This is a genomic window from Teredinibacter franksiae (assembly GCF_014218805.1).
Lineage (GTDB): Bacteria > Pseudomonadota > Gammaproteobacteria > Pseudomonadales > Cellvibrionaceae > Teredinibacter > Teredinibacter franksiae.
The window spans coordinates 245,113-267,821 of the sequence record NZ_JACJUV010000001.1 but is presented as its reverse complement, the minus strand read 5'-3'; the positions used below and the strand labels follow the sequence as shown (position 1 = coordinate 267,821).

24 protein-coding genes are annotated in these 22,709 nt (G+C 46.7%); 19 read left to right on the top strand and 5 right to left on the bottom strand.

Annotation, left to right across the window (positions count from 1 at the left end; translation table 11 throughout):
• Positions 1–8: 8 nt before the first annotated feature.
• Entirely contained in the window at positions 9–515 is a 507-nt protein-coding gene (locus H5336_RS01070) for a DUF6586 family protein (RefSeq protein WP_185230568.1), read from the top strand.
• A gap of 81 nt (positions 516–596) precedes the next feature.
• Positions 597–854, top strand: a complete 258-nt coding sequence (locus tag H5336_RS01065; protein WP_185235573.1) for a hypothetical protein — start codon at positions 597–599, stop codon at positions 852–854.
• Between the two features lie 98 nt (positions 855–952).
• Here the strand turns inward: H5336_RS01065 and H5336_RS01060 are convergent, their stop codons facing one another.
• Positions 953–1,390: a SulA-like leucine-rich domain-containing protein gene (locus tag H5336_RS01060; RefSeq protein WP_185230566.1), complete on the bottom strand. Its 438-nt coding sequence runs from the start codon at positions 1,388–1,390 to the stop codon at positions 953–955.
• A gap of 13 nt (positions 1,391–1,403) precedes the next feature.
• Positions 1,404–2,006: a transcriptional repressor LexA gene (lexA, locus tag H5336_RS01055; protein WP_185230564.1), complete on the bottom strand. Its 603-nt coding sequence runs from the start codon at positions 2,004–2,006 to the stop codon at positions 1,404–1,406.
• 199 nt (positions 2,007–2,205) lie between these two features.
• Between lexA and H5336_RS01050 the strand changes: the two genes are divergently transcribed.
• Together H5336_RS01050 and H5336_RS01045 are read left to right on the top strand one after the other, a co-directional pair.
• Entirely contained in the window at positions 2,206–2,481 is a 276-nt protein-coding gene (locus H5336_RS01050) for a dihydrouridine synthase (RefSeq protein ID WP_185230562.1), read from the top strand.
• A gap of 6 nt (positions 2,482–2,487) precedes the next feature.
• Positions 2,488–2,874: a hypothetical protein gene (locus H5336_RS01045; RefSeq protein ID WP_185230560.1), complete on the top strand. Its 387-nt coding sequence runs from the start codon at positions 2,488–2,490 to the stop codon at positions 2,872–2,874.
• 112 nt (positions 2,875–2,986) lie between these two features.
• Here H5336_RS01045 and H5336_RS01040 read toward each other — a convergent pair whose 3' ends face one another.
• Positions 2,987–3,307 carry a DUF6763 family protein gene (locus tag H5336_RS01040; RefSeq protein WP_185230558.1) on the bottom strand — a complete coding sequence of 107 codons (321 nt, stop codon included), beginning with the start codon at positions 3,305–3,307 and terminating at the stop codon, positions 2,987–2,989.
• 307 nt (positions 3,308–3,614) lie between these two features.
• Between H5336_RS01040 and H5336_RS01035 the strand changes: the two genes are divergently transcribed.
• From H5336_RS01035 to H5336_RS01010, 6 genes are all read left to right on the top strand, one after another.
• Entirely contained in the window at positions 3,615–4,259 is a 645-nt protein-coding gene (locus H5336_RS01035; RefSeq protein WP_185230556.1) for a TetR/AcrR family transcriptional regulator, read from the top strand.
• Between the two features lies 1 nt (position 4,260).
• The gene (gene nagZ, locus H5336_RS01030; RefSeq protein WP_185230554.1) at positions 4,261–5,283 is read left to right on the top strand and encodes a beta-N-acetylhexosaminidase; all 1,023 of its coding nucleotides are present in this window, start codon (positions 4,261–4,263) and stop codon (positions 5,281–5,283) included.
• A 12-nt stretch (positions 5,284–5,295) separates the two neighbouring features.
• Positions 5,296–6,429: a mechanosensitive ion channel family protein gene (locus H5336_RS01025; RefSeq protein ID WP_185230552.1), complete on the top strand. Its 1,134-nt coding sequence runs from the start codon at positions 5,296–5,298 to the stop codon at positions 6,427–6,429.
• 2 nt (positions 6,430–6,431) lie between these two features.
• Positions 6,432–6,980, top strand: coding sequence for a phosphoribosyltransferase family protein (locus H5336_RS01020; RefSeq protein ID WP_185230550.1), 549 nt, complete (start codon positions 6,432–6,434; stop codon positions 6,978–6,980).
• A gap of 21 nt (positions 6,981–7,001) precedes the next feature.
• Positions 7,002–7,778, top strand: coding sequence for an S-methyl-5'-thioinosine phosphorylase (locus H5336_RS01015; protein ID WP_185230548.1), 777 nt, complete (start codon positions 7,002–7,004; stop codon positions 7,776–7,778).
• A gap of 207 nt (positions 7,779–7,985) precedes the next feature.
• On the top strand, positions 7,986–8,198 hold the full coding sequence (locus H5336_RS01010; RefSeq protein ID WP_185230546.1) for a cold-shock protein: 213 nt from the start codon (positions 7,986–7,988) through the stop codon (positions 8,196–8,198).
• A 159-nt stretch (positions 8,199–8,357) separates the two neighbouring features.
• Here the strand turns inward: H5336_RS01010 and H5336_RS01005 are convergent, their stop codons facing one another.
• Together H5336_RS01005 and mfd are read right to left on the bottom strand one after the other, a co-directional pair.
• Positions 8,358–9,371, bottom strand: a complete 1,014-nt coding sequence (locus H5336_RS01005) for a CsiV family protein (RefSeq protein WP_185230544.1) — start codon at positions 9,369–9,371, stop codon at positions 8,358–8,360.
• The gene (mfd, locus tag H5336_RS01000) at positions 9,371–12,850 is read right to left on the bottom strand and encodes a transcription-repair coupling factor (protein ID WP_185230542.1); all 3,480 of its coding nucleotides are present in this window, start codon (positions 12,848–12,850) and stop codon (positions 9,371–9,373) included. Before mfd ends, H5336_RS01005 begins: the two co-directional genes overlap by 1 nt.
• Positions 12,851–13,326: 476 nt before the next feature.
• Here mfd and H5336_RS00995 point away from each other — a divergent pair, with 476 nt between their 5' ends.
• The 9 genes from H5336_RS00995 to sthA are packed head-to-tail and all read left to right on the top strand — an operon-like array spanning position 13,327 to position 21,918.
• Positions 13,327–14,670, top strand: a complete 1,344-nt coding sequence (locus tag H5336_RS00995) for a Na(+)-translocating NADH-quinone reductase subunit A (RefSeq protein ID WP_185230540.1) — start codon at positions 13,327–13,329, stop codon at positions 14,668–14,670.
• Between the two features lie 3 nt (positions 14,671–14,673).
• On the top strand, positions 14,674–15,879 hold the full coding sequence (locus tag H5336_RS00990) for an NADH:ubiquinone reductase (Na(+)-transporting) subunit B (RefSeq protein WP_185230538.1): 1,206 nt from the start codon (positions 14,674–14,676) through the stop codon (positions 15,877–15,879).
• On the top strand, positions 15,872–16,645 hold the full coding sequence (locus tag H5336_RS00985) for a Na(+)-translocating NADH-quinone reductase subunit C (protein WP_185230536.1): 774 nt from the start codon (positions 15,872–15,874) through the stop codon (positions 16,643–16,645). Before H5336_RS00990 ends, H5336_RS00985 begins: the two co-directional genes overlap by 8 nt.
• 3 nt (positions 16,646–16,648) lie before the next feature.
• Complete coding sequence (locus tag H5336_RS00980; protein ID WP_185230534.1) at positions 16,649–17,311, top strand: NADH:ubiquinone reductase (Na(+)-transporting) subunit D; 663 nt, start codon at positions 16,649–16,651, stop codon at positions 17,309–17,311.
• On the top strand, positions 17,311–17,919 hold the full coding sequence (gene nqrE / locus H5336_RS00975; protein ID WP_185230532.1) for an NADH:ubiquinone reductase (Na(+)-transporting) subunit E: 609 nt from the start codon (positions 17,311–17,313) through the stop codon (positions 17,917–17,919). The genes H5336_RS00980 and nqrE overlap by 1 nt, the downstream gene beginning before the upstream one ends.
• Positions 17,920–17,940: 21 nt before the next feature.
• Positions 17,941–19,164, top strand: a complete 1,224-nt coding sequence (nqrF, locus tag H5336_RS00970; protein ID WP_185230530.1) for an NADH:ubiquinone reductase (Na(+)-transporting) subunit F — start codon at positions 17,941–17,943, stop codon at positions 19,162–19,164.
• Between the two features lie 15 nt (positions 19,165–19,179).
• Complete coding sequence (locus H5336_RS00965; RefSeq protein ID WP_185230528.1) at positions 19,180–20,241, top strand: FAD:protein FMN transferase; 1,062 nt, start codon at positions 19,180–19,182, stop codon at positions 20,239–20,241.
• Entirely contained in the window at positions 20,238–20,483 is a 246-nt protein-coding gene (gene nqrM / locus H5336_RS00960) for a (Na+)-NQR maturation NqrM (RefSeq protein WP_185230526.1), read from the top strand. Before H5336_RS00965 ends, nqrM begins: the two co-directional genes overlap by 4 nt.
• Positions 20,484–20,523: 40 nt before the next feature.
• On the top strand, positions 20,524–21,918 hold the full coding sequence (gene sthA, locus H5336_RS00955) for a Si-specific NAD(P)(+) transhydrogenase (RefSeq protein ID WP_185230524.1): 1,395 nt from the start codon (positions 20,524–20,526) through the stop codon (positions 21,916–21,918).
• Positions 21,919–22,709: the final 791 nt, after the last annotated feature.

Here is a 22,709-nt window from a genome sequence, read left to right as displayed (position 1 = left end):
GCTGCTTGATGTCTGCAGAAGATTATCGAAGGAGTGTGGACAGGCAGCTGGTATTTTCCCGCTGGCAGTTAGATGTCGCCGAGCAGGGGCCTAGCGCCCTCAGTCGGCAGAGCTGCATGCAGGCGGCCGTCCTCCAGTTGTCATGTGCGCTGGATTGCTACCTTTCAGAGATTACTCCACGGTCTTCAGGCTCAGGAGGTGGTTTCGCTCAACGGCTGGCGGCTCTCGATACAACGGTCGATTTTCGACTGCAGGAACTGAGGTTGTATTTAGGTGATGCGGGTTCCTGGTTGAACGATTTGTTAAGCCTTGCCAATTCCTGCACTGAAGTGCCTTTGGCTGAATCTGGGCTTGCCCAGGCTGGTGATAGAATTGGTGGCAACGGCCTCATTGCAAGCACTGCCGAGCAACGGCCAATAGGCTGGGATTCAGTGGATGTTCGCATACTTGGCCAAATTCTTGAGTCCTTTCAGCAAATTGTGACTCGCCACAGAGATCTATCGATCGAGCAATAAACGCGATACTTAAGCCTTTGCTCTAGTGGTATAATGCGTGCCAGTAAACGAATTAACCGGCAGATAGAGTTAGTGGATCGCATGTCGACATTGTATGAAATTGTAGAATTGGAAAATGGCGATATCGCATTGCAGCGTGCAGATGCCGAGGGCTCAGAGCCTTTGGTGCTAATTAAGTTTTCCGAAGAGTCACTTTACTTTTTGAATGAAGCAAAATTTGATGTGGCAAAAGCCATGATAGAAGCTGGCCTTGAAGCTGCAAGCGATATTCAGGAAGAGGTAGTTGAAGAGGGTCATGGGCAAGAGCAAGAAACCCCTTTAGATAATACGCTTCACTAAGATTACAGCCGCTATTAAGCCCCGCCAAGCCCCGCCCCGTATTAAATCTCGCATACTAATCGCTGTTATGGCTGCACTTTTTTGAGTGATTCTGAGATTTAATGACGCGATCGAAATATCAAGCCTCGGCAATTTCCCTGGCGACAAGCCGAATCGAAATTATCAAAATCCAATTTAGATAGGTGTTCAACGTTGGCCACCACGGTAGAGCTGGTGCCATTGGATAAAGCTTCCCATAGCACCCAACTCACGTCTTTCTGGTTAACGCGAACGACTTGCACGTTTTGTAATTGGAATCCGTAGGTGGAAAGGTCAGCTTTGCTGATTTCAGTTGTGGTAATCCAAGTGAGCCATCGATTTTGTGTTTGATGGCTCAAGTGTGCAAGCATCGGCAAAACCATTTCAAAATTACCGATAAAATCGCTTCCGCTAACAGGGAGCACAATTTCAGTCAGGCCAGAGGACTTTTTTTCTGGTGGCTGCGGTTGCGTTGCCGGGCTAACCGGGTGGGCGTTTTTCGCTACTGGATTTGCCATAATGTCCTACCTTTTAGCTACGGCGAATTACGCCGACACTTAAACCTTCAATCGAGAAGTTTTCATCGCGAAGATCAACTTCGATAACGTTAAAGTCGGGGTTTTCGGGCCAAAGTTCTACTGTTGCGCGATTGCGTTCACGCTTAAAGCGTTTAACGGTTACCTCGTCTTCAATGCGGGCGATAACAATATCACCGTTTCTAGCCTGATCTGTTTTATGCACCGCCAGCAGGTCGCCATCGAGAATACCGACATCCTTCATGCTCATACCGTGAACGGTAAGTAGGAAGTCAGCACGTGGAGTGAAAAAGCTGTGGGGAATGTCGCAATAGTCTTCGATATGCTCTTCAGCGAGGATGGGGCTACCGGCTGCTACACGACCTATAAGCGGCAAGCCTGACTGTGTGTCGGGCAGGCGTATTCCGCGAGAAGCACCTGCGATCATTTCGATTGCGCCTTTGCGGGCAAGTGCCTTTAGGTGTTCTTCAGCAGCGTTTGCAGACTTGAAGCCCAGTATTTCTGCGATTTCAGCTCTTGTAGGCGGGTAACCCGTGTCCTGAATGTGTTCTTTGATGAGTTCTAGAATCTGTTGTTGCCTAGCGGTAAGTTTGATCATTTTTCCCCCAATTTGGTGCGCGAACCAAAATTGATGTTGATGTGACGTAGTAGGGTCTGTTTGCATGTACAGTATGTGGGATTATATACAGTATTGTCCAGCATGCAACCTTTTAACGCTAATCCAGCCAAGGTAAGGCTCAGGTTGGTGGTGTTGTGGATGTGTCTGTTAAACTTAAGCTCCTTGTATGGAGTAAGCAATGTCTGAATTAAAAAAATCTAGGTTTCCTAATATCACCCTTGGTGTAAAAGGGAAGCTTGCTAGGTTAAAAGAGAGGGTTGATATTCGTATCAGGGAAAAAGCGATAGCGCGCGCCAAAACACGCATATACTTACATGGGAAAACACCAGACGATTACGCCCCTGAAATATTAGAAACTATTGTTAAAGAGGAGGAGGACAAGTTGAAGAGTGAACTGAAAGATCGGTCGATTATTGTACTTCTTGCCGCTTTGGGGTTGTCCTTTTGGTCATAAATTCCTATGTTTAGGTTTCTCGCAAAATCCTTTGTTGCCACGGTTTTTTTCAAGCGTTACCGGCGGGCAATTATTTCTACGCTCTCTCTGTTTGTGTTTTATTTTGTCGTTTCGCTGGTGCACGACGATTATTTTGTTTACGCGCGGGCGGTGGAAAAAGAGGGTGCTCTGGCATGGGCATTTCTAGTGAAGTGGGCTGTTCTGTTTTTAGGCACAGGTATTTACTACTTGATTAACTTCCCTTTTTTACAGGTCAAAAAAAAGCACGGTCAACAGGGCTCGGCTTCTGTGGAGGAGCACAAGGAGGAGGCGAAGCCAGCTGAGGAGGACCCATTTTCGACGATTCGAAAAAAGAAGGTGCTGAAAAGTAAAGGTGATTTTAGCCTGAAATAACAGGCCGATGAACCGCAACGGGGCGATGATTGCGGTTGGAGCTAATGTTTTGCATAGCGGTATCCATGTGCGGGGTGCGCGCTTGGTTTCTTGGCTGAGCTATATCGGTTAATTACATAAAATCATCGAAACCTGAGAAAGGTTCCGGTTCGATAAGCTCTAGAGGATTGCTGTAGCTGTTGTTAATATGATTTGGGCTGTCTTCCCAAGGGTCTGAGTAAGACGCGCCATAACCCGCATTCGCATCTTCCGGTGCTGCAGCTGTTACTATGTGTAGTTGCCCCCAGGATTCAATTTCAAACTCGTCAATATCGCCATCGGCATACTGTACTTCAATTGTGCTGTTGTGTTCGTCTACGGCAACAATTTCGAAAACCTGCATGCTTGAGGTGTCTTGGTACCAGTTGCCTACGGTTGGGAATATCTTGGCCATGTGTAAACTCCGTTATTGCTACTTTAAAACTAACACCTTCCCGCATGATTCGCACGGTGTTGGGTCTTACTAGGGTGAAAATTTAAAGGGTTAGGGGTATGATGAGGATAGTGTTGTAACAGATTGATTTTTGGCGTTTTTTTTGGGGAAATGTTAAGCGGGCCCTAGTGTTTATAAAATTTGCTGCTATAGAGACCGTGCCGTAAATACTAAAATAATCTATTCAAACCCATCCGATTTTTTGGAAGCAGGCAAGATTGCCTGCGATCCAGCCCTCATTACTAAGATTCAGCGGAGGATTCAAACAATGGCTCAAGGCGAAACTGGGGAAAAAATTCTTCATGCGGCAGGTATTCTATTTGCAGAGCGAGGGTTCGCAGAAACCTCTCTACGCACCATTACAGGGATGGCTGAAGTCAACCTGGCGGCAGTCAATTATCATTTTGGTTCGAAGAAAGAGCTTATTCAGGCGGTATTTACCAGCATTTTAGGGCCTTTTTGCAAAATGTTGGATTCAGAAATTACAAAGCTAGAGGCCGATACCGCCGGTGGTACTCCGACTGTTGAGCAGGTTCTGATTTGTGTGTCGAATGCATTGCTTAAAACGCCAGCCGAAACGGGCGTTGGGGTTCAACGTATTATGAGGCTGCTAAGTTTGGCGTATACACAATCACAGGAGCATTTGCGTAAGCATCTTGTCGCAAACTTTGGAGAAACTTACGCCCGCTGTTCAGGATTATTACAAGCGTCTGTTTCAGGTTTGACGCCTGTTGATTTTTACTGGCGGCTGAATTACATGCTCGGTGCGGTTATATTCACCCTTTCAAGTTATGAGTCACTTAGGGCTATTTTGAATAGCGATTATGGCCAAGACAGTGGTTTGGAAGATGTTCTTAATTCAATGATCCCATCGCTAGCCGCCATTTTAAAGGCCCCCAGCAGCAAAGGTTAAAATGTTTACTGAAACTACTCTTGGCCCCGTTGTAATCGATATTGCGGGGACATTCCTCGATGATTCGGATAAGGAATTACTTTCCAACCCTTGGGTTGGCGGCGTTATATTGTTTACGCGTAATTATTCTTCTGTTATTCAATTACAGGCGCTGACATCTGCGATAAAAGCGATTAATGCCAATTTAATAATTGCTGTGGATCATGAAGGGGGGCGAGTTCAGCGCTTTCGCGAGGGTTTTACCCGTATTCCAACTATGCAGTCGGTAGGTAATCGATTTTTGATTGATGCCGTTGAAGGTTTGCGCTGCGCCCGAGAAGCTGGGTGGCTAATGGCAGCGGAGCTAATTGCGAGTGGTTTGGATATTAGTTTTGCACCTGTTTTGGACGTGGATGAGAGTCTTAGCGATATTATCGGTGATCGCAGTTTTGGCGTTAGCCCAAACGTTGTGGTACAGGTTGCAAGGGCATTCATGGCTGGAATGAAAGAAGCCGGGATGGCAAATACGGGAAAACATTTTCCCGGTCATGGTGGTGTTAGAGCGGATAGCCATCTGGAGCTGCCGGTGGATTCACGCGAACTTAAGGCTTTGGAGTCTCGCGATATTGTACCCTTTAAGGCGCTTGGAGCCGAACTCGATGCACTTATGCCTGCGCATATACTTTTTCCTGCAATCGATGCCGAGCCGGTTGGTTTTTCTTCGTGGTGGATACGTCAATATCTGCGACAAGAACTCCAATTTAAAGGCGTTGTTTTTAGTGATGATTTATCTATGGAAGGTGCCACCGGCGCTGGAGGTTATGGTTCACGTGCACTGGCGGCGCTGTCTGCAGGGTGTGATGCAATATTAGTGTGCAATAATCGCGACGGTGTTTTAGAGGTGTTGCATACCTTGTCGACCAGCTTAGATAAGGTTCCTGCCTCTCGGTTGGAATCGATGTCTGCAAATGTTACCCAGGAATGGGGAGCTTTACGTCAATCTGAGCGCTGGAATGGTGCTCGAGAAATTCTTCAAAATTTGTAAAACGAGTTTGTTATGGATGCACTGTTTGAAAAAATTAATCGTTTGTATGTAGCGGGTGTCGGCAAAGAAAACCTTTGGGTCGTCGACATGTTTGTTGTTGTTCTAGTTACTTTATTGGTTGCAGCTATTCTTGGTCGGTTTTTACAAAAGCTGGAGGCTAAATCGCTACAGACAAAAACTGTTTGGGATGATGCGTTGATTCGCTCGTTACAGCGGCCGGCAAAGTGGTTGGTTTGGGGGGTAGGTATAACCACTGCCGCCGATATGGCCAGTACAGCTTCGTCGTCATTGATCCTAGATTCGGTCGACAATGTGCGCCACATAGGCATCGTTTTTATTGTTGCGTGGTTTTTGACGGGTTTTATCAAGCAAGCAGAATCAAATTTGATGGATCCCGATTATAGTCATAAGCCAATGGATCGTACTACGGCTATGGCGCTGGGCAAGCTTTTGCGCGTGTCGGTTATTATCACCTCTTTACTGGTTGCTCTTCAGGGGCTTGGGTATAGTGTCTCCGGCGTTTTGGCATTTGGTGGTATAGGTGGTATAGCGGTTGGTTTTGCCGCAAAAGATTTGTTAGCCAATTTTTTTGGCGGCTTGATGATTTATCTGGATCGCCCATTTGCCGTTGGTGATTGGGTTCGTTCTCCCGACAAGGACATTGAGGGCACAGTGGAAGATATAGGTTGGCGTTTAACGCGTATCCGAACCTTTGAAAAACGACCGCTTTACGTACCTAATGCAACTTTTACCCAGATATCGGTCGAGAACCCATCCCGAATGTCCAATCGTCGCATCTATGAAACCGTCGGTATACGCTACAGCGATGTGTCAAAAATGGGTGATATTGTGAGTGAGGTTAAAAGCATGCTGCTTGCCCATGAGGCGGTGGCTACGGATTCTACGATTATTGTGAATTTTAATTCATTTGCCTCCAGTTCATTGAATTTCTTTGTTTACTGTTACACGCATACGACTGACTGGGTGAAGTTCCATCAAATAAAGCAGGATGTACTGTTAAAAGTTGTCGGTATTGTCGAATCTCATGGAGCAGAGTGTGCCTTTCCTACCACTACGCTACATATTCCTGAGCCTGTGAATGTTCAGGCGCTTGGCCCTGAAACCGGCGGCATGGTGGCTGACTAGTTATGGATAGTTTGTTGGCCCAAGCGGACACATTATATTCTTATGAGCAGTCGGTAGCGGCAATAGAGGTATTGTCGGATGTGCTAAATAAACATTTTGAAAATTTCAGTGGTGAAAAAATTGTCGCGCTAACGTTATTAAATGGCGGCATCGTTTTTGCTGGAATGTTATTGCCGAAATTATCTTTTGCTCTACAGCTCGATTCCGTTGGTGTATCACGCTACAGGGAGCATGAAACCGGTCGTGATTTACGTTGGCATTCTAAGCCTAGAGCTTCTTTAGTAGGAGCAAACGTTCTGCTCCTTGATGATATTTTTGATCAAGGTATTACGCTAGAGGAGGTTAAAGCTTGGTGTGTTGATCAGGGGGCCAACTCTGTAGAGAGCGTTGTACTTGCCTGGAAGCAATTGGAAGAGAGTGAGGGTGAAGCCTGCAAAGCTAAGCCAGATTTTTATGCGCTAAGTATACCGGATAAATTTGTGGTGGGCATGGGAATGGATTTCGCTGGTAATTACCGAAACGCGCCGGGAATATTTGTTTTAAAAAAGTAAGTGCGGTTGAGTATAGTGAACATGAAAAAAATTGCTGTAATCGGTGGTTCCGGTTTTTATGAGTTCCCTGAGTTGGGGCGTAATGAATCGGTGAGCCAAATGACCCGTTTTAGTGATACTCCCATTGAATTACGCCGTGCAGTTTTAACCGGTCGCAGTGTTTTTTTTATGCCCCGACACGGCTCCGCTCATCATTGTCCTCCGCACAAAATAAATTACCGAGCCAATATTGACGCGCTGGCCGCGTTAGGGGTGGATGCGATTATTGCCGTTAATGCTGTCGGTGGCATTAGTGATGCGTGTGCACCTGGTAATATTGTGTTACCGGACCAGATAGTGGATTACACCTGGGGGCGAGAGGGCACTTTTTTCGATGAGTTTGAAGATGAAATGTGTCACGTCGATTTCTCCTACCCTTTACAGAGCAGTTTTCGCAAACAAATGTTTGATTGTTTGGGGCGGGAGGGCTTAAAGGTAATTAGTAATGGTGTGTATGGTTGCATGCAGGGGCCACGATTAGAAACCGCAGCAGAAATTCAGAAGCTTCAGCGCGATGGTTGTGATCTGGTTGGAATGACAATGATGCCAGAAGCTGTTTTAGCGCGTGAAAAAAATATAAGTTATCTTTCTATATGCGTTGTGTGTAATTGGGCCGCAGGAATTTGTAGCACGAAAAACACCGCTGAAGAGAACGATTCTCAGGTGGCACCATTATCCGTGGATGATATGAAAGCCGTTTTAGAGGAGAAAATCACAAAAGTTCGAACAGCCCTCATTTCGGCCCTTACTTTGGTCTAGACATTAATTAGATTTTACCTTAATGTCCTATGATCCTTTTTGGTGCTGCAGTCGGAATAAATTGACCACACATAACCCATACCGTGGTATGGAATAATAATGATGGTCTGATGTTGTTAGTTCCAGTGCACTGTCGGCCCTGTATATTTGGGCTGGGGATTTATCATTGGTTAACATAATAAAAAAGCAGACTTAAGAGGTGTGGACATGGCTGATAGAGAACTCGGCACTGTCAAGTGGTTCAATAATGCACGTGGTTACGGCTTCATAACGCGTGGCGAAGAAACAGAAGATATTTTTGTACACTATCGTAATATTCGGGGAGATGGATATCGCTCTCTCAGTGAGGGGCAAAAAGTAGAATTTGAGCTCCAAACTGGCGATAAAGGGCTGCAGGCAGAGGATGTTGCTTGCCTTTAAAGGCCTTTTAAATTCTTTTATGATTTCTACAACCGCTACAGGTTTTCGGTGTAATACTGAGAATCTGTAGAGGTGTGTAGCTCACGCTTTTCAATCAATGCGTTTTACAGGTGATTCGCGGGCTCAGCTTGTCTTAGACTGAAGCGTGCTTGTGTCTTATTACTCCTGCAATTCCGGTTCGGTCGTGAAGCGGATAATTTTTATCAATATCCCCATTCTGGGGTGGTCTATGTAGTGCAATTCTTCGCTGCGCATTCTGCGCTTCTGATTAAGCGAAATAATTTCTTTAATTAAAAACGGTTCGTCTGCGAGGCTGGTAAAGTTGTTCAGGCCAGTGTCTAGGTTGTGGCTGCTATTGCCTGTTGTAAAAGAGTCTTGCCCAGCTAAATCAATAACCAATGTTTCGTTGTTATCGGTAAGTTCGATCGCTTCGTCGAAAGCGGGCGTTTCAGTCGCGTTTGAGACTGTGGTTTCAATGGCTGTGGGGGGCGCTGGCAGTTCGGGCCAGTGCTCGCTCTGTTGTCCATAATTGGCTACGAATTGAGTTAGCCAAAGATCTGTGTGGATATGAAGGTAGCGGCTTAAACTGAGTGTAACGGTACCCTCAAGTTCACGATGTTCGCCGAAAGTGTCTCCCCCGCGAATGACTAGCGCCGGTGCATCCTTGAGCGATTTCATTGGTTGTAACCAGCTCTCGTGAAAAAGTACGGCAACGCCTGATTCCCGCTTCAGTGCTCTGGCGGCATTTTTGATGATGTAGCCTTCTTCGCTCAGCCGTTCGAAAGGTGTGTGGGCATTACTGCTTGATCGTATTTCGTCGCTAGTGGCGCCTTCAGTGGCAAGTGTATGAGTTTCGGTGGAGCTTTCTACAATAGCGTCTGCTTCGGTAGTACCTTCTTTATTAGCTTGAAAAAGGTGTTGAACATTCGGTGGAAACGCCAAGGCGAGGTTTTTTGGCCAATTTTCACGCAAACTCTCACTGGCGTTGTCGGCACGCTTAAAAATAACCATTTCAACTTGATACCAGTCTTCATAGAGCGGTACGTCTAACAAACCTTGCGCAACGGTTTTACTGATGCCTGTGGTGGTCAATGTTGCAAAAGCAAGCACGCTCATTAAAGAGCGTTTTATTTGGATGGGCAGGAGTTCTATTTTGCTGTCGGTGTTTTTCATCAGCTGGCCTGTTTAAGTTGCTGAAGTACATGGTTGACTTGATGTAAACGCTCTTGGGCGCTTTCCATTTCAAAACTGAATTTTAGTTGGTTTGCGCCTTCAAGTCGGTAACGTTGTGGTTGTTTCTGGACAAGTTTAACAATTGTAAGGGGTTCGACGCTGGTTTGGCTCGCAAATTCAATCCGTCCACCCACTTTACTGGCTTCAACTTTACTGATGCCCATGGTTTCTGCCTGGAGTCGAATACGGGTTTGCTGAACCAAATTTTTGATAGGGTCTGGCAGGAGGCCGAAGCGGTCTATCATTTCTACCTGTAAATCATTGAGGTCATCGTCTGTTTTTACCGAAGCTAAGCGTTTGTATAGCGTGAGCCGTGTATGCACATCGGGTAGGTAGTCGTCCGGGATCAGCGCGGGAATTCTTAGGTTTATCTCTACGGCAGCTTGCTCTGGTAGCTCCAAGTCTACGGTTTTACCTTCCTGTATGGCTTTAACAGCCCGATCCAGCATGTCCATGTAGAGCGAGAAGCCGATCGCATGCATCTGCCCGCTTTGTTCATCTCCCAACAGTTCTCCGGCACCGCGAATTTCGAGGTCGTGTGACGCCAGGGTAAATCCAGCACCAAGGTCCTGGGCTTCTGAAATGGCCTCGAGTCGTTTTAAAGCGTCGACGGTCATCGCTTTTTTGTGGGGGGTTAACATGTAAGCATAGGCTTGATGGTGCGACCGGCCAACCCGCCCGCGTAACTGGTGAAGCTGTGCAAGCCCGAATTTGTCGGCACGCTCAATAACAATGGTGTTGGCTGTAGGTACATCAATACCCGTTTCAATAATGGTGGTACACACAAGAATATTGAAGCGTTTGTGGTAAAAATCCGACATTACGGCTTCCAGTTCACGTTCGCGCATTTGTCCGTGGCCAATACCGATACGGGCTTCGGGTACTAGCGCTTGTAGCTCTGCTGCGCGTTTTTCTATTGAGCTGACTTCATTGTGTAGAAAATAGACTTGGCCGCCGCGTAATATTTCTCGGAGTACCGCTTCTTTAACGAGGTTGTCGTCGCTTTGACGGATAAACGTTTTAACCGAGAGTCGTTTAGCTGGCGGTGTCGCGATTATCGATAAATCGCGAATACCACTCATGGACATGTTCAGTGTTCGTGGAATGGGTGTTGCGGTGAGGGTGAGAATATCAACATTAGTGCGCAGTGCTTTCAGAGCCTCTTTCTGGCGAACACCGAATCGGTGCTCTTCATCGATGATGACCAGGCCGAGATTATGGTATTTAATATTTCCCTGGATAAGCTTGTGTGTACCGATAACGATGTCCACTTGCCCGGCTTCTACCTTCTTTTGCACCGCCTCTAGGTCTTTGGCTGTTCGAAATCTAGACACTACTTCTACATTAACGGGCCAGTCGGCAAACCTGTCTTTAAAGTTTTCAAAGTGTTGTTGGGCGAGAAGCGTTGTAGGTACCAGTACAGCGACTTGTTTACTGTTTTGTGCAGCAATAAAGGCGGCGCGCATGGCAACTTCCGTTTTGCCGAAGCCAACGTCACCACAGACAAGGCGATCCATTGGTTGTGAGGAAAGCATGTCGTCGCGGACAGCCAAAATAGCTGTTTGTTGGTCTGGCGTCTCTTCGAATGGAAAGCCTGCGCTGAATTGTTGGTAAGTATCTTTGGGGTTAGTGTAAGCGAACCCTTCTCTGGCTTTGCGCTTGGCGTAGATGTTCAACAGTTCTGCAGCAACGTCCCGGACTTTTTCCGCTGCTTTACGCTTGGCTTTGGACCAAGTTTCGCTGCCTAATTTATGTAGGGGCGCGTGGCTTTCGTCTGCTCCGCTGTAGCGGCTAATGAGGTGTAGGTTGGCCACAGGTACATAGAGCTTTGTTTCGTCTGCGTAGTTTAAAACGAGAAACTCATCGGCCTGGCCCCCATGTTCAATGGTTTGCAAGCCTTTGTAGCGCCCAACGCCGTGTTCTATGTGCACAACAGGTGCATCCAGCTTGAGCTCAGTCAGGTTTTTTATAATGCTGTCAGCATCGTCGGTGGCTTGCGTTCTGCGACGTTTTTGTGAAACACGATTACCAAAAAGCTGCTGTTCGGAGACCAGAATAAAACCCGATTCAGTGCAATTTACGCTGCCATCGATGTCTGCAATGGTGATTGCGATATCATCGTTGCTGTCGAAGAATAGGCTTACATCCGATATTTCTTTGGGCTCGACGCCAATTTTTTGCAGCTGTTCTTTTAGTGTCTCCTTGCGGCCGGATGACTCGGCACAAAAGAGGACGCGCTTACTGGTTTCCAGTAGGAAGGTTTCCAGCCGGTGCAGAGGATTATTTGCCTTGTGATCTATAGACAGCTCGGGGGTCACCGTAAAAGCTATTACGCTGGAGCCGCTTTGTTGGTTTTGATTCCCGGTGTGTAGTGTGACCCGTGGAAACCCTTTTAGCGCCGAATAGATTTGGTCGATGGTGTGAAAGGCAGTGTGGGTGGGCAAAATGGGTCTGTACCGGTCGCCACAGCGGCTTTCATAGCGCTGTTCAATGTCTCGCCAATAGCGCTCAATGGATGAGGGTACGCCTTCGTGAACAAAGACAAGTGTTTGTTCTTTGTTTTCAGGAAGGTAGTCGAATAGTGAGGAGGTGCTCTCGAAGAACAGTGGCAGATAGTATTCCACTCCTGCAGGCGACAGCCCGGCGGAAATATCCTGGTATACCATGCACTGCTGGTGATCCACATTAAACTGCTCGTGCCAGCGGCAGCGAAAAGCATTTATCCCGTTCTTGTCGAACGGAAACTCTTTACCTGGCAATAGTTCGATTTGTTGTACTTTTTGAATGGTTCTCTGGGATTCAGGATCAAACTCGCGCAGTGAATCAACCGTATTGTCAAAAAGCTCAATGCGATAGCTGGAGCGGCTGCCCATGGGGTAAACATCAATAAGCGAGCCGCGAACAGCAAATTCCCCGTGCTGGTACACCATGTCTACCGCGTTATAGCCCGCGTTCACTAATTGTGTCCTAAAACTATCTCTGTCTAGTTTGTCGTCTACTTTCAGTATCAGACTTTTACTGAGAATGAAATCTGCTGGTGGTAGGCGTTGCATGAGAGTCGTGGCGGCAACAATTACGACGCATTGTTCAGACGCATGCATGTGGTAGAGGCAACGCATACGTTCAGAAATAATATCCTGATGTGGCGAAAAGCTATCGTAGGGTAGGGTTTCCCAATCGTTGAAAAGCGTCACCTTGAAATTTTCGTCGGCTCGGGCCTTCAAAAAGCAGGCGATGTCGCGGCGGTAAATTTCGGCGGTTGCCATATCGGGCGCGATAACTAACGTATTTTTGTCGGAATTGATCACAGCTTGAGCTACGGTTAAAGCACTTCCGCTGTTGTTTACGAGGTTCGTCCAATTACGGCGGTCACCGCATTGAGTAGGGAGCTCAGGAAGGATGGTATTGTTGATGCTCATTTGGGGATATATCCGCTATCTCGGTGAACGACTAATGGGGAACAGGATTCTAAAGAATGGTAGGCGTTGGGTGCAAATCGGATCGGTTTCCTGTGTGAACGACAGCGCTTTATGTTTAAACCACATGTATGACCAATTTGTGTTGCGAAAACAAGGGGTTATTACATCATTTTTTCATATATTGGCTAGCGTTGATGGGGCCCCGTCCTTATAATTGGCGCGGTTTTTCAATGTCTGTCTGGATGTTGGTGCATATTTAGGCAATGAGCCCAGGTTAGGCTTAAAAATTCGCCAGTTTGATCTATTCTAGATGGGTACGCCGCTGAAAATTGGAAAGCAAATGCTAGGTGGCGCTTCAGAAAGTTGGCATGTAAATATTCGAATTGATACTTCCTCGCCGGTTAAGGGGCTGGCGGGGATGCACACGTTTTTTAAAAACCACTCACTCTAAATGTATAAACTTTAGGCTTAGACGTATGATCAAGATCCGTCGAGGATTGGATTTACCTATAACCGGGGCTCCCCGGCAATCCATAGAAGATGGCCCTTCGATTCGCTCAGTCGCTGTTATTGGTTTCGACTACCACGGTATGAAACCGACAATGGCGGCGCAGGTGGGCGATAAAGTTAAGAAAGGGCAACTCCTGTTTACCGATAAGAAGACGCAAGGCGTTCGCTATACAGCTCCAGCCTCTGGCACTGTCTCTGCGATAAACCGGGGGTATCAGCGTGTTCTGCAGTCCGTTGTTATAGATGTTGAAGGGGACGACGCCGAAAGTTTTGAAAGCTTTGGCCAGGCGGACCTTATATCTCTTGAGCGCGATAAGGTTGTTAGTAACTTGGTTGCATCGGGGCTTTGGACGGCTATCCGTACCCGTCCTTACAGTAAGGTACCCGCCATAGATAATTTGCCGGCGGCTATATTTGTCGCCGCTATGGATACCAACCCTTTGGCGGCAGATCCAACCGTTATTGTTAACGAGCGTGCCGAGAGCTTTAAGAATGGGCTTGCAGTGCTGAGCCGGCTTACCGAGGGTAAAGTGTTTGTTTGTCACGCGCCCAATGCCGATATTCCTAAGCTAGAGTCGGCGGCCGTCCAATACGAAACTTTCGGTGGAGTTCATCCAGCAGGTAATGTTGGAACGCACATGCATTTTTTGGCGCCGGTAAACGCCGAACGCTTCGCGTGGACAGTGGGCTATCAGGATGTGATGGCCATTGGTGACTTGTTTACCACAGGTCAAATTGATAGTTCTCGTGTTATATCTCTGGCCGGACCACAGGTAGAGACAGCTCGATTGGTACGCACCGTTGTTGGCGCGAATCTCGAAGAGCTTACTGCCGGGCAGCTAAGTGCTGGTGAAAACCGACTGGTATCGGGTTCTATTTTCGGTGGACGCAAGGCATTTGGGCCTACGGCTTTTCTTGGGCGTTACCATAATCAAGTGAGTGTTTTGCTCGAGGGGCGAGAGCGCCCATTTGTGCATTTCATGGTGCCTGGCTTTAAGCGCTTCTCGGCTTTACCTATTTATATTTCTGCCCTATTTAAAGGCATGAAGTTCGATTTCACTACATCGTGTAACGGTAGTGAACGCGCTATGGTGCCCACGGGTTCTTACGAAAAAGTTATGCCATTGGATATTTTGCCCACGCAGTTGTTGCGTGCGCTGATTGTTGGCGACACAGAAGTGGCCCAAAAACTGGGTTGCTTAGAATTGGATGAAGAGGATCTTGCCTTGTGTACGTTCGTTTGCTCCGGCAAATATGAATACGGCCCCATTCTTCGCGATAACCTCACACGTATCGAGAAGGAGGGTTAATAAATGAAGGTTTTACGTAATGTCCTTGATAGTCTCGAACCGCATTTTCACAAAGGCGGAAAGCTTGAAAAATGGTACGCGCTTTATGAAGCCGCAGACACCATGTTATTCCAGCCCAATGATGTCACCAAAACCACCGCACATGTTCGCGATGGTGTAGACCTCAAGCGTGTGATGATCACCGTGTGGTTATGTGTGTTCCCAGCGATGTTTTATGGCATGTACAACCTCGGCTGGCAGTCCAATACGATTCTTGCTGAAATGGGTGCAACCGGCATTGAAGGTTGGCGAGGCGTCATTATTGCGGCGTTAGCCGGGCATGATCCAAGCAGCATCTGGGATAATTTTATCTACGGTGCCGCGTTCTTCCTTCCTATCTACGTCGTGGCGTTTGCTGTAGGTGGATTTTGGGAGGTGCTGTTTGCAATTAAGCGTGGGCATGAAATTAACGAAGGTTTCTTCGTTACATCAATTCTGTTCGCCTTAACTTGTCCTCCGGACTTACCATTATGGCAAGCAGCGCTCGGTATTAGTTTTGGTGTGGTGCTTGGCAAGGAGGTGTTCGGCGGTACCGGTAAAAACTTCCTTAATCCAGCGCTTACCGGTCGAGCCTTTCTGTTCTTTGCATATCCGGCGTCTATGTCGGGTGATGCCGTATGGACTGCGGTTGATGGCTACACGGGCGCAACAGCGTTATCCGTTGTTGCTCAGCAAGGTATGGACGTACTGAATTCTCAAATGACCTGGTTGGATGCTTTCTTTGGGCAGCAGCAAGGGTCGATTGGTGAAACGTCTACATTGGCGCTTATTGTTGGCGGTTGCGCGCTCGTATTCACCAGCATTGCCTCACTTCGTATTGTTTTGGGTGTGCTTATTGCCACCATTGTTACCACGTTAATCTATAACGTTTTAGGTAATGCCGAATCAAACCCAATGTTCGCCATGCCATTTTGGTGGCACATGGTGCTAGGGGGGTATGCCTTCGGTCTGTTCTTTATGGCAACTGACCCTGTGTCAGCATCCATGACTAACACCGGTAAGTGGTGGTTTGGTGGTTTGATAGGGTTCATGGTTATCACTATTCGAGTAGTAAACCCTGCTTTCCCTGAGGGCATGATGTTAGCGATACTTTTTGCTAACTTGTTTGCACCACTCATTGACCACTTTGTTGTTCAGTCCAACATCAAGCGGAGGTTAGCACGTGGCTAATAATGATACGATTAAGAAGACCTTAACGGTCGCATTGTTGCTGTGTATCGTCTGCTCTGTGGTCGTTTCCACTGCTTCAGTTTTACTTAAACCTGCTCAAATTGCGAATAAGCAGTTAGATTTTAAGCGCAACATTCTACTGGCAGCAGGCTTGCTAGATGAAGATAAGAATATTGATGAACAGTTTGAACTGATAGAAACACGTATTGTAGACCTACAAACCGGTAAGTTTAACGATGACATAGACGCTGTGAATTTTGATCAGCGAAAAGCCGTGAAAGACCCGCAGTTATCTGATGTTTTGAGTTCGAAAGATGATATTGCCGGCCTTTCACGCCGTGAAAAGTACGCCAAGGTGTATTTAGTTAACGACGATAGTGGGCTTCAGACCGTTGTTCTTCCCGTCTCTGGTTATGGTCTTTGGGGAACCTTGTATGGTTTTCTAGCGGTTGAGTCCGATATGAATACGGTTGTTGGTTTGGGGTATTACGACCACAAAGAAACGCCAGGGTTAGGGGCTGAAGTAGACAACCCGCGCTGGAAAGGTTTGTGGCAAGGCAAGAAGCTCTATAGCCGCAATGGTGACGTTGCCATTTCTGTGATTAAAGGTAGTGTTGCTCCCGGCTCAGCTGGTGCTGAACATAAAGTTGACGGCTTGTCCGGCGCAACGCTTACCAGTGTGGGTGTCGATAACATGATGAAGTTCTGGTTAGGTTCTAATGGTTATGGGCCTTTCCTGAAAAATCTGAAAGCGGGGGAGGCATAATCCATGAAAGTAAAAGAGCTTTTATTTAAGCCAATTCTGGACAACAATCCCATCGGTTTGCAGATTCTTGGCATCTGTTCTGCGCTGGCCGTTACCAGTAGTATGAAAGTGACCATGGTAATGTGTATTGCGCTTACCACGGTTGTGACTTTTTCAAACTTGTTCGTTTCTATTATTCGGAACCATATTCCGAGTAATATCCGCATCATTGCGCAGATGATTGTCATTGCCTCGCTGGTTATCTTGGTTGATCAAGTGCTAAAAGCTGTTGCCTACGATATCAGTAAGCAGCTTTCAGTCTTTGTTGGTTTAATTATTACCAACTGCATTGTAATGGGCCGAGCAGAAGCCTTTGCCATGAAAAATCCACCGTTGGCGAGTGCGCTAGACGGATTTGGGAATGGACTTGGGTATAGCGCAATGCTAATTGCTCTGGCGTTGGTGAGAGAAGTGTTTGGTGCTGGTGCATTGTTTGGCGTAGAGCTGATGCAAACGGTTAATAACGGCGGTTGGTATGTGCCCAATGGTATGCTTCTGTTGCCACCGAGTGCATTCTTTCTCATCGGTTTGTTTATTTGGGCTATTCGCGCATATAAGAAAGGACAGGTTGAGCAAGCAGATTTTAAAATTGCCCCTAACTCCAAAAACGCACAGGAGGCCGTGTAATGGAAGAGCTTATTGCTTTATTCGTACGCTCGATTTTCATTGAAAATATGGCGTTGGCATTCTTTTTGGGGATGTGTACTTTTCTAGCGGTATCCAAGAAGGTTGAGGCAGCTTTAGGTTTGGGCGTTGCGGTTGTTGTTGTGCAAATAATTACGGTGCCTGTCAATAATTTGCTTTATACCTACTTCCTTGCCGAGGGCGCTCTTGCTTGGGCAGGGCTTCCAGAGGTGGACTTGAGTTTCCTTGGCCTGATTACCTATATCGGCGTTATTGCGGCTTTAGTTCAAATTCTGGAAATGTTCCTAGATAAGTATGTACCAGCGCTTTACAACGCACTTGGCGTTTTCCTGCCACTGATAACCGTAAACTGCGCCATCCTCGGTGGCTCATTGTTTATGGTCGAGCGCGACTACAACTTTAGCGAGAGTGTTGTATACGGTGCAGGCTCTGGCGTAGGTTGGGCCTTAGCTATTACCGCTCTGGCAGGTATCCGCGAAAAAATGAAATATAGCGATGTACCTAAAGGCCTTGAGGGTCTGGGTATTACATTTATTGTCGTTGGTTTGATGTCGTTGGGCTTCATGTCCTTCGGCGGCATATCACTTTAACCCACGAGGAAGAAAACGAGTATGAATATAGAAATCATCCTTGGCGTGGTTATGTTTACCGTAATTGTGTTGGCGCTCGTGCTTATTATTATCGGCGCTCGCTCAAAGCTGGTGAATTCCGGTGATGTAAACATCGAAATTAATGGCGAAAAAACCATTACCGTTCCCGCCGGTGGCAAATTGCTTCAAACCCTAGCAGCCAATAATATTTTCTTAGCTTCGGCCTGCGGTGGCGGCGGAACCTGCGCACAGTGTTCGTGTAAGGTGTCTGAAGGAGGCGGCTCTATGTTGCCAACTGAAGAATCGCATTTCACCAAGCATCAAGAACGTGAAGGTTGGCGTCTGAGCTGTCAGGTAGCTGTTAAAGAAAGTATGAAGGTGGAAGTAGATGAAGAGGTGTTTGGTGTAAAACAGTGGGAATGTACCGTTGAGTCCAATCCTAACGTTGCCACCTTTATTAAAGAGCTTACCCTGAAGCTTCCCGAAGGCGAGCATGTAGATTTTCGTGCGGGTGGATACGTTCAGTTGGAATGCCCCCCACACAATGTTAAGTATTCCGACTTTGAGATTGAGCCGGAATACCGTGGAGATTGGGAGCATTTTGGTTTCTTTAATTTGGAATCAAAAGTGGCTGAGCCGACGATTCGGGCTTATTCCATGGCGAATTACCCCGAAGAAAAAGGGGTTGTTAAATTCAACATTCGAATTGCCACGCCGCCACCTCGCTCACAGGGCATTCCCCCTGGAATCATGTCTTCCTATGTTTTTAACATGAAGCCTGGCGACAAAATAAAGGTGTATGGCCCATTCGGTGAATTCTTTGCAAAGGAAACCAATGCCGAAATGGTGTTTATCGGTGGTGGTGCTGGTATGGCGCCTATGCGATCGCATATTTTTGATCAATTACAGCGCGTTAATACCGATCGCAAAATATCTTTTTGGTACGGTGCTCGCTCCTTGCGGGAAATGTTTTACCAAGAAGAATACGACAAATTGGCCGAAGAGAATAAAAACTTCACCTGGAATGTCGCTCTTTCAGACCCGCAACCAGAAGACAACTGGGATGGCATGACAGGCTTTATTCACAATGTGTTGTACGAAAATTACCTGCGCGATCACTCAGCGCCAGAGGATTGTGAGTACTATATGTGTGGACCTCCGATGATGAATGCAGCGGTGATCAAGATGTTAAAAGATCTTGGTGTTGAGGATGATAATATTTTACTTGATGATTTTGGCGGTTAAGGGCTGAAATTACGTATGTATTTACAGTCTCGCTTTTTTATAAAAGCCTTAAACAAAGCGAGTCCGGTTGTTCTGGTCTCGCTTTGTTTTTTTGCGCTATTGGGTTGCGAGCAGTCGGTAAAGCAGCGGGTGTACACACTGGAAGGTCGAACCATGGGTACGACCTACCATATAACCGCTGTAGTAAAGCCGGGTGTTAATATTGTGGAAAATCCACTTCAAATTGAAGTGGATAAGCTACTAGAAAATATTAACCAAGTGATGTCCACCTACATCGTGGATTCAGAACTGTCGTTACTGAATAGAGTGGAGGCCAACAAGCCTACTGTTGTGTCAGAGCAGTTATTTTCAGTGCTCTCTTTGAGTCGTGCAGTGAGTGATCTATCGAGTGGTGCTTTTGATATTACTGTCGGACCATTGGTTAATTTGTGGGGGTTTGGTCCAACTGAGCAGAAAGACCAACAGCCAGAGCCTGCCAAGATTGAACAAACTCTCGCGCAGGTTGGTTACCAGCATATCGCTCTAGACAAAGAGCGATTGCAGGTGACAAAAACAGCGAACGTGTATATAGACCTTTCTGCCGTAGCAAAAGGCTATGGGGCCGATGCCGTTGCTGAGCTTCTAGAGCACCACGGTATTAGCGATTACATGGTCGAGCTGGGAGGCGAGATAGCCTTGGCGGGTAACAATGCTTCGGGCGTTGGGTGGAGAATCGGTGTAGAGCAACCGACCCTAGCGCAAACGGGTGTTATTGAGGCGGTTACAACGCTTAAAGGTGGTATTGCCACTTCGGGCGATTACCGCAATTATTTTGAAGTCGAGGGCAGGCGATTTTCACATACCATCGACCCTTCTACGGGCTACCCAATCGCCCATACCCTTGCTTCTGTTACCGTAGTTGCTGCCAGTGCCGCCAAAGCGGATGCGCTGGCAACTGCAATTAATGTATTGGGGCCAGACAGCGGCTATACGCTTGCCGTTAACAAAAAAATTGCAGCGTATTTTATTATTAGACACAAGGACGGTTTTATAACTAAGGCTACACCGGAATTTAGCCAGTATCGCGTGACATTATGATTGTTTATTTTCTAGCTTTTATCGTTTTATTGCTCGTGGTTGCAGGTATGGCCATTGGCGTAATTTTAAGCGACAAGCCGATCAAAGGTTCTTGTGGTGGGTTATCCGCTGTTGGAATTGATAGTAACTGTGAGATTTGTGGCGGCAATACACAGAAGTGTGAAGATGAGCAGGAGCGCCAGGCCAATGCAGGTGAAACGGCCAAAGCCGATCTTGCTTACGATGCGACACAGAAGAAATAGACGCTAACTAGGATTACGAAAAAAGGGTAACGCAACGAATATGGCCGACTACGAATACGACCTTTTGGTAATTGGTGCTGGTCCTGCGGGTGAATCCGCGGCTATGGCTGGAGCAAAAAATAATTTGAAGGTTGGCGTGGTTGAGCTGCAGGCACAGCTTGGTGGGAATTGTACCCATAAAGGGACTATTCCATCAAAAGCCTTAAGAAATGCTGTAAAGCAAGCGATTCGCTACAAGTCACATCCGTTGTTCCGACATATTGCCGATAATCAGCCATTAACCTACCCAAGAATATTGGCTGCGGCGTCTGAGGTTATTCCAAAACAGGTAAAGCTTCACACCGAATTCTTTAGTCGTAATCGTATTCAAGTACATGAGGGTAGGGCAAGCTTTTTAAATGAAACGCAGATTGAGGTGGTTGATGTTCAGGGTTCGAAAGATGTCCTGAACGCGAAAAACATATTAATCGCAACGGGTTCGCGTCCTTATCATCCAGACGATATCGATTTTTCACACCCGCGAGTCTACGACAGTGACACAATTCTCACCATGCAGCATACACCCCGCACCCTCATTATTTTTGGCGCAGGGGTAATAGGCTGTGAGTACGCTTCAATTTTTTCTGGCCTAGGTTTGAAGGTCGATTTGATCAATTCACGAGAACGATTATTGTCATTTCTTGACGATGAGATAAGTGACGCCTTGAGTTACCACTTGCGTGGTAATGGTGTCATGGTTCGTCACAATGAGGCTCATGATGAAGTCGAGTGTGGCGACAAGGGTGTGACCTTAAAATTGAAATCCGGTAAGCGTATCCGTGCCGATGCTTTGCTCTGGTGTAATGGCCGTTCGGGTAATACAGATCTAGGCTTGGATAAAGTCGGGCTGGAAGCAAACCATCGCGGTCAAATTTCGGTCGACAAAGAATACCGCACATTGATTAAAAATATTTATGCCGCAGGTGACGTTATTGGTTGGCCGAGTTTAGCCAGCGCCTCCTATGATCAAGGGCGCTCAGTCGTAGATTCCATTTTGGGGCGTAAAGTTCGGTTTGTTGAAAACGCACCTACTGGTATTTATACCATTCCTGAAATTAGCTCCGTCGGCAAAACTGAATTTGAGCTTACGTCGGAGCAGATTCCGTATGAGGTTGGTCGAGCTTTTTTTAAAGATACCGCTCGTGGTCAGATCAGTGGCGAAGATGAAGGCATGCTGAAAATTCTTTTCCATATTGATACGCACGAAATTTTGGGCATACATTGCTTTGGTGCTGAGGCCTCAGAAATTGTTCATATCGGTCAAGCAATTATGGATCAGCCAGGTGAGGCGAATAAAATTGATTATTTCGCTACCAGTACTTTTAATTATCCTACGATGGCCGAAGCCTATAGGGTCGCCGCGCTCAACGGTTTAAACCGGGTAAACCGCAGTTAAAAAAATTGGATGAGTTGAACGTCCTGGCCTAGCTCGATTTTTATGGGACTGGGACTACGAGGTGTCAGCGTGACAACTTGTCTTCGCTAAAGCATGTAACGCGTTCTAATTTTGTATCAATCGGAGTTTTCGAGGTCTGTTTGTTCGCCTACCCAGCAAGATTCTTTCTGTTAGGGTGCACTACTCGCAAGGATGTACGCGCATTGAATTTCATTCATTGTTGTTTTAATTTGCTCACCTTTAGATCGCAGTTTTCAGTCGTAATTTTATCACTGATTGTGAATCTGCAGATATTGTTGTATTCGCAATAGTCCTCGTATGAGGGCAACTCCTTCAAAATCCGGTTTTGTTGATCGACCAAAGCCGGCGTATATCCTCGATAAGACAGACTGTTTGCTCCAGCCCCAGTTTCGTGTAGCCACGGTGAACAGCTATGCATGCCGCTTCCGCCCCGAGTACCGATGTACTTAAGAGTTGATTCTCGATGAGTTTGCTTTTGTTGAATCCATACTGGAATTTGGAGAGTGGCTGCATGCTCGTAGTTGGCTGTGACTTTTTGGACAGAGGTATGCCAATTATGGTAATTAAGTGGATGTTCTCTGGCTAGAGATGGGGTCTGATTTCGGAAGATAATCGCTGTGCTGGCCGCTATGGGGTTTTTGGTTACAGCAGACCATCATCACTATTTCTCTGTTTGTCTTAATTCAAAAAATTCGTCTTCCAAATCGCAGCCGTACATGAGCAGGGTGGCTTAGCTGTTTTGTCCGAAATTAGGCTTTTTGACCGTTAGT

Coding starts and splice junctions, on each gene's coding strand:
- H5336_RS01025 (WP_185230552.1), top strand. CDS start 5,296: ATGGATGCACTGTTTGAAAAAATTAATCGTTTGTATGTAGCGGGTGTC.
- H5336_RS01065 (WP_185235573.1), top strand. CDS start 597: ATGTCGACATTGTATGAAATTGTAGAATTGGAAAATGGCGATATCGCA.
- mfd (WP_185230542.1), bottom strand. CDS start 12,850: ATGAGCATCAACAATACCATCCTTCCTGAGCTCCCTACTCAATGCGGT.
- H5336_RS01070 (WP_185230568.1), top strand. CDS start 9: ATGTCTGCAGAAGATTATCGAAGGAGTGTGGACAGGCAGCTGGTATTT.
- lexA (WP_185230564.1), bottom strand. CDS start 2,006: ATGATCAAACTTACCGCTAGGCAACAACAGATTCTAGAACTCATCAAA.
- sthA (WP_185230524.1), top strand. CDS start 20,524: ATGGCCGACTACGAATACGACCTTTTGGTAATTGGTGCTGGTCCTGCG.
- H5336_RS01010 (WP_185230546.1), top strand. CDS start 7,986: ATGGCTGATAGAGAACTCGGCACTGTCAAGTGGTTCAATAATGCACGT.
- H5336_RS01060 (WP_185230566.1), bottom strand. CDS start 1,390: ATGGCAAATCCAGTAGCGAAAAACGCCCACCCGGTTAGCCCGGCAACG.
- H5336_RS01040 (WP_185230558.1), bottom strand. CDS start 3,307: ATGGCCAAGATATTCCCAACCGTAGGCAACTGGTACCAAGACACCTCA.
- nqrF (WP_185230530.1), top strand. CDS start 17,941: ATGAATATAGAAATCATCCTTGGCGTGGTTATGTTTACCGTAATTGTG.
- H5336_RS01020 (WP_185230550.1), top strand. CDS start 6,432: ATGGATAGTTTGTTGGCCCAAGCGGACACATTATATTCTTATGAGCAG.
- H5336_RS00965 (WP_185230528.1), top strand. CDS start 19,180: ATGTATTTACAGTCTCGCTTTTTTATAAAAGCCTTAAACAAAGCGAGT.
- nqrM (WP_185230526.1), top strand. CDS start 20,238: ATGATTGTTTATTTTCTAGCTTTTATCGTTTTATTGCTCGTGGTTGCA.
- H5336_RS01050 (WP_185230562.1), top strand. CDS start 2,206: ATGTCTGAATTAAAAAAATCTAGGTTTCCTAATATCACCCTTGGTGTA.
- nagZ (WP_185230554.1), top strand. CDS start 4,261: ATGTTTACTGAAACTACTCTTGGCCCCGTTGTAATCGATATTGCGGGG.
- H5336_RS00995 (WP_185230540.1), top strand. CDS start 13,327: ATGATCAAGATCCGTCGAGGATTGGATTTACCTATAACCGGGGCTCCC.
- H5336_RS00980 (WP_185230534.1), top strand. CDS start 16,649: ATGAAAGTAAAAGAGCTTTTATTTAAGCCAATTCTGGACAACAATCCC.
- nqrE (WP_185230532.1), top strand. CDS start 17,311: ATGGAAGAGCTTATTGCTTTATTCGTACGCTCGATTTTCATTGAAAAT.
- H5336_RS01015 (WP_185230548.1), top strand. CDS start 7,002: ATGAAAAAAATTGCTGTAATCGGTGGTTCCGGTTTTTATGAGTTCCCT.
- H5336_RS00990 (WP_185230538.1), top strand. CDS start 14,674: ATGAAGGTTTTACGTAATGTCCTTGATAGTCTCGAACCGCATTTTCAC.
- H5336_RS01045 (WP_185230560.1), top strand. CDS start 2,488: ATGTTTAGGTTTCTCGCAAAATCCTTTGTTGCCACGGTTTTTTTCAAG.
- H5336_RS01005 (WP_185230544.1), bottom strand. CDS start 9,371: ATGAAAAACACCGACAGCAAAATAGAACTCCTGCCCATCCAAATAAAA.
- H5336_RS01035 (WP_185230556.1), top strand. CDS start 3,615: ATGGCTCAAGGCGAAACTGGGGAAAAAATTCTTCATGCGGCAGGTATT.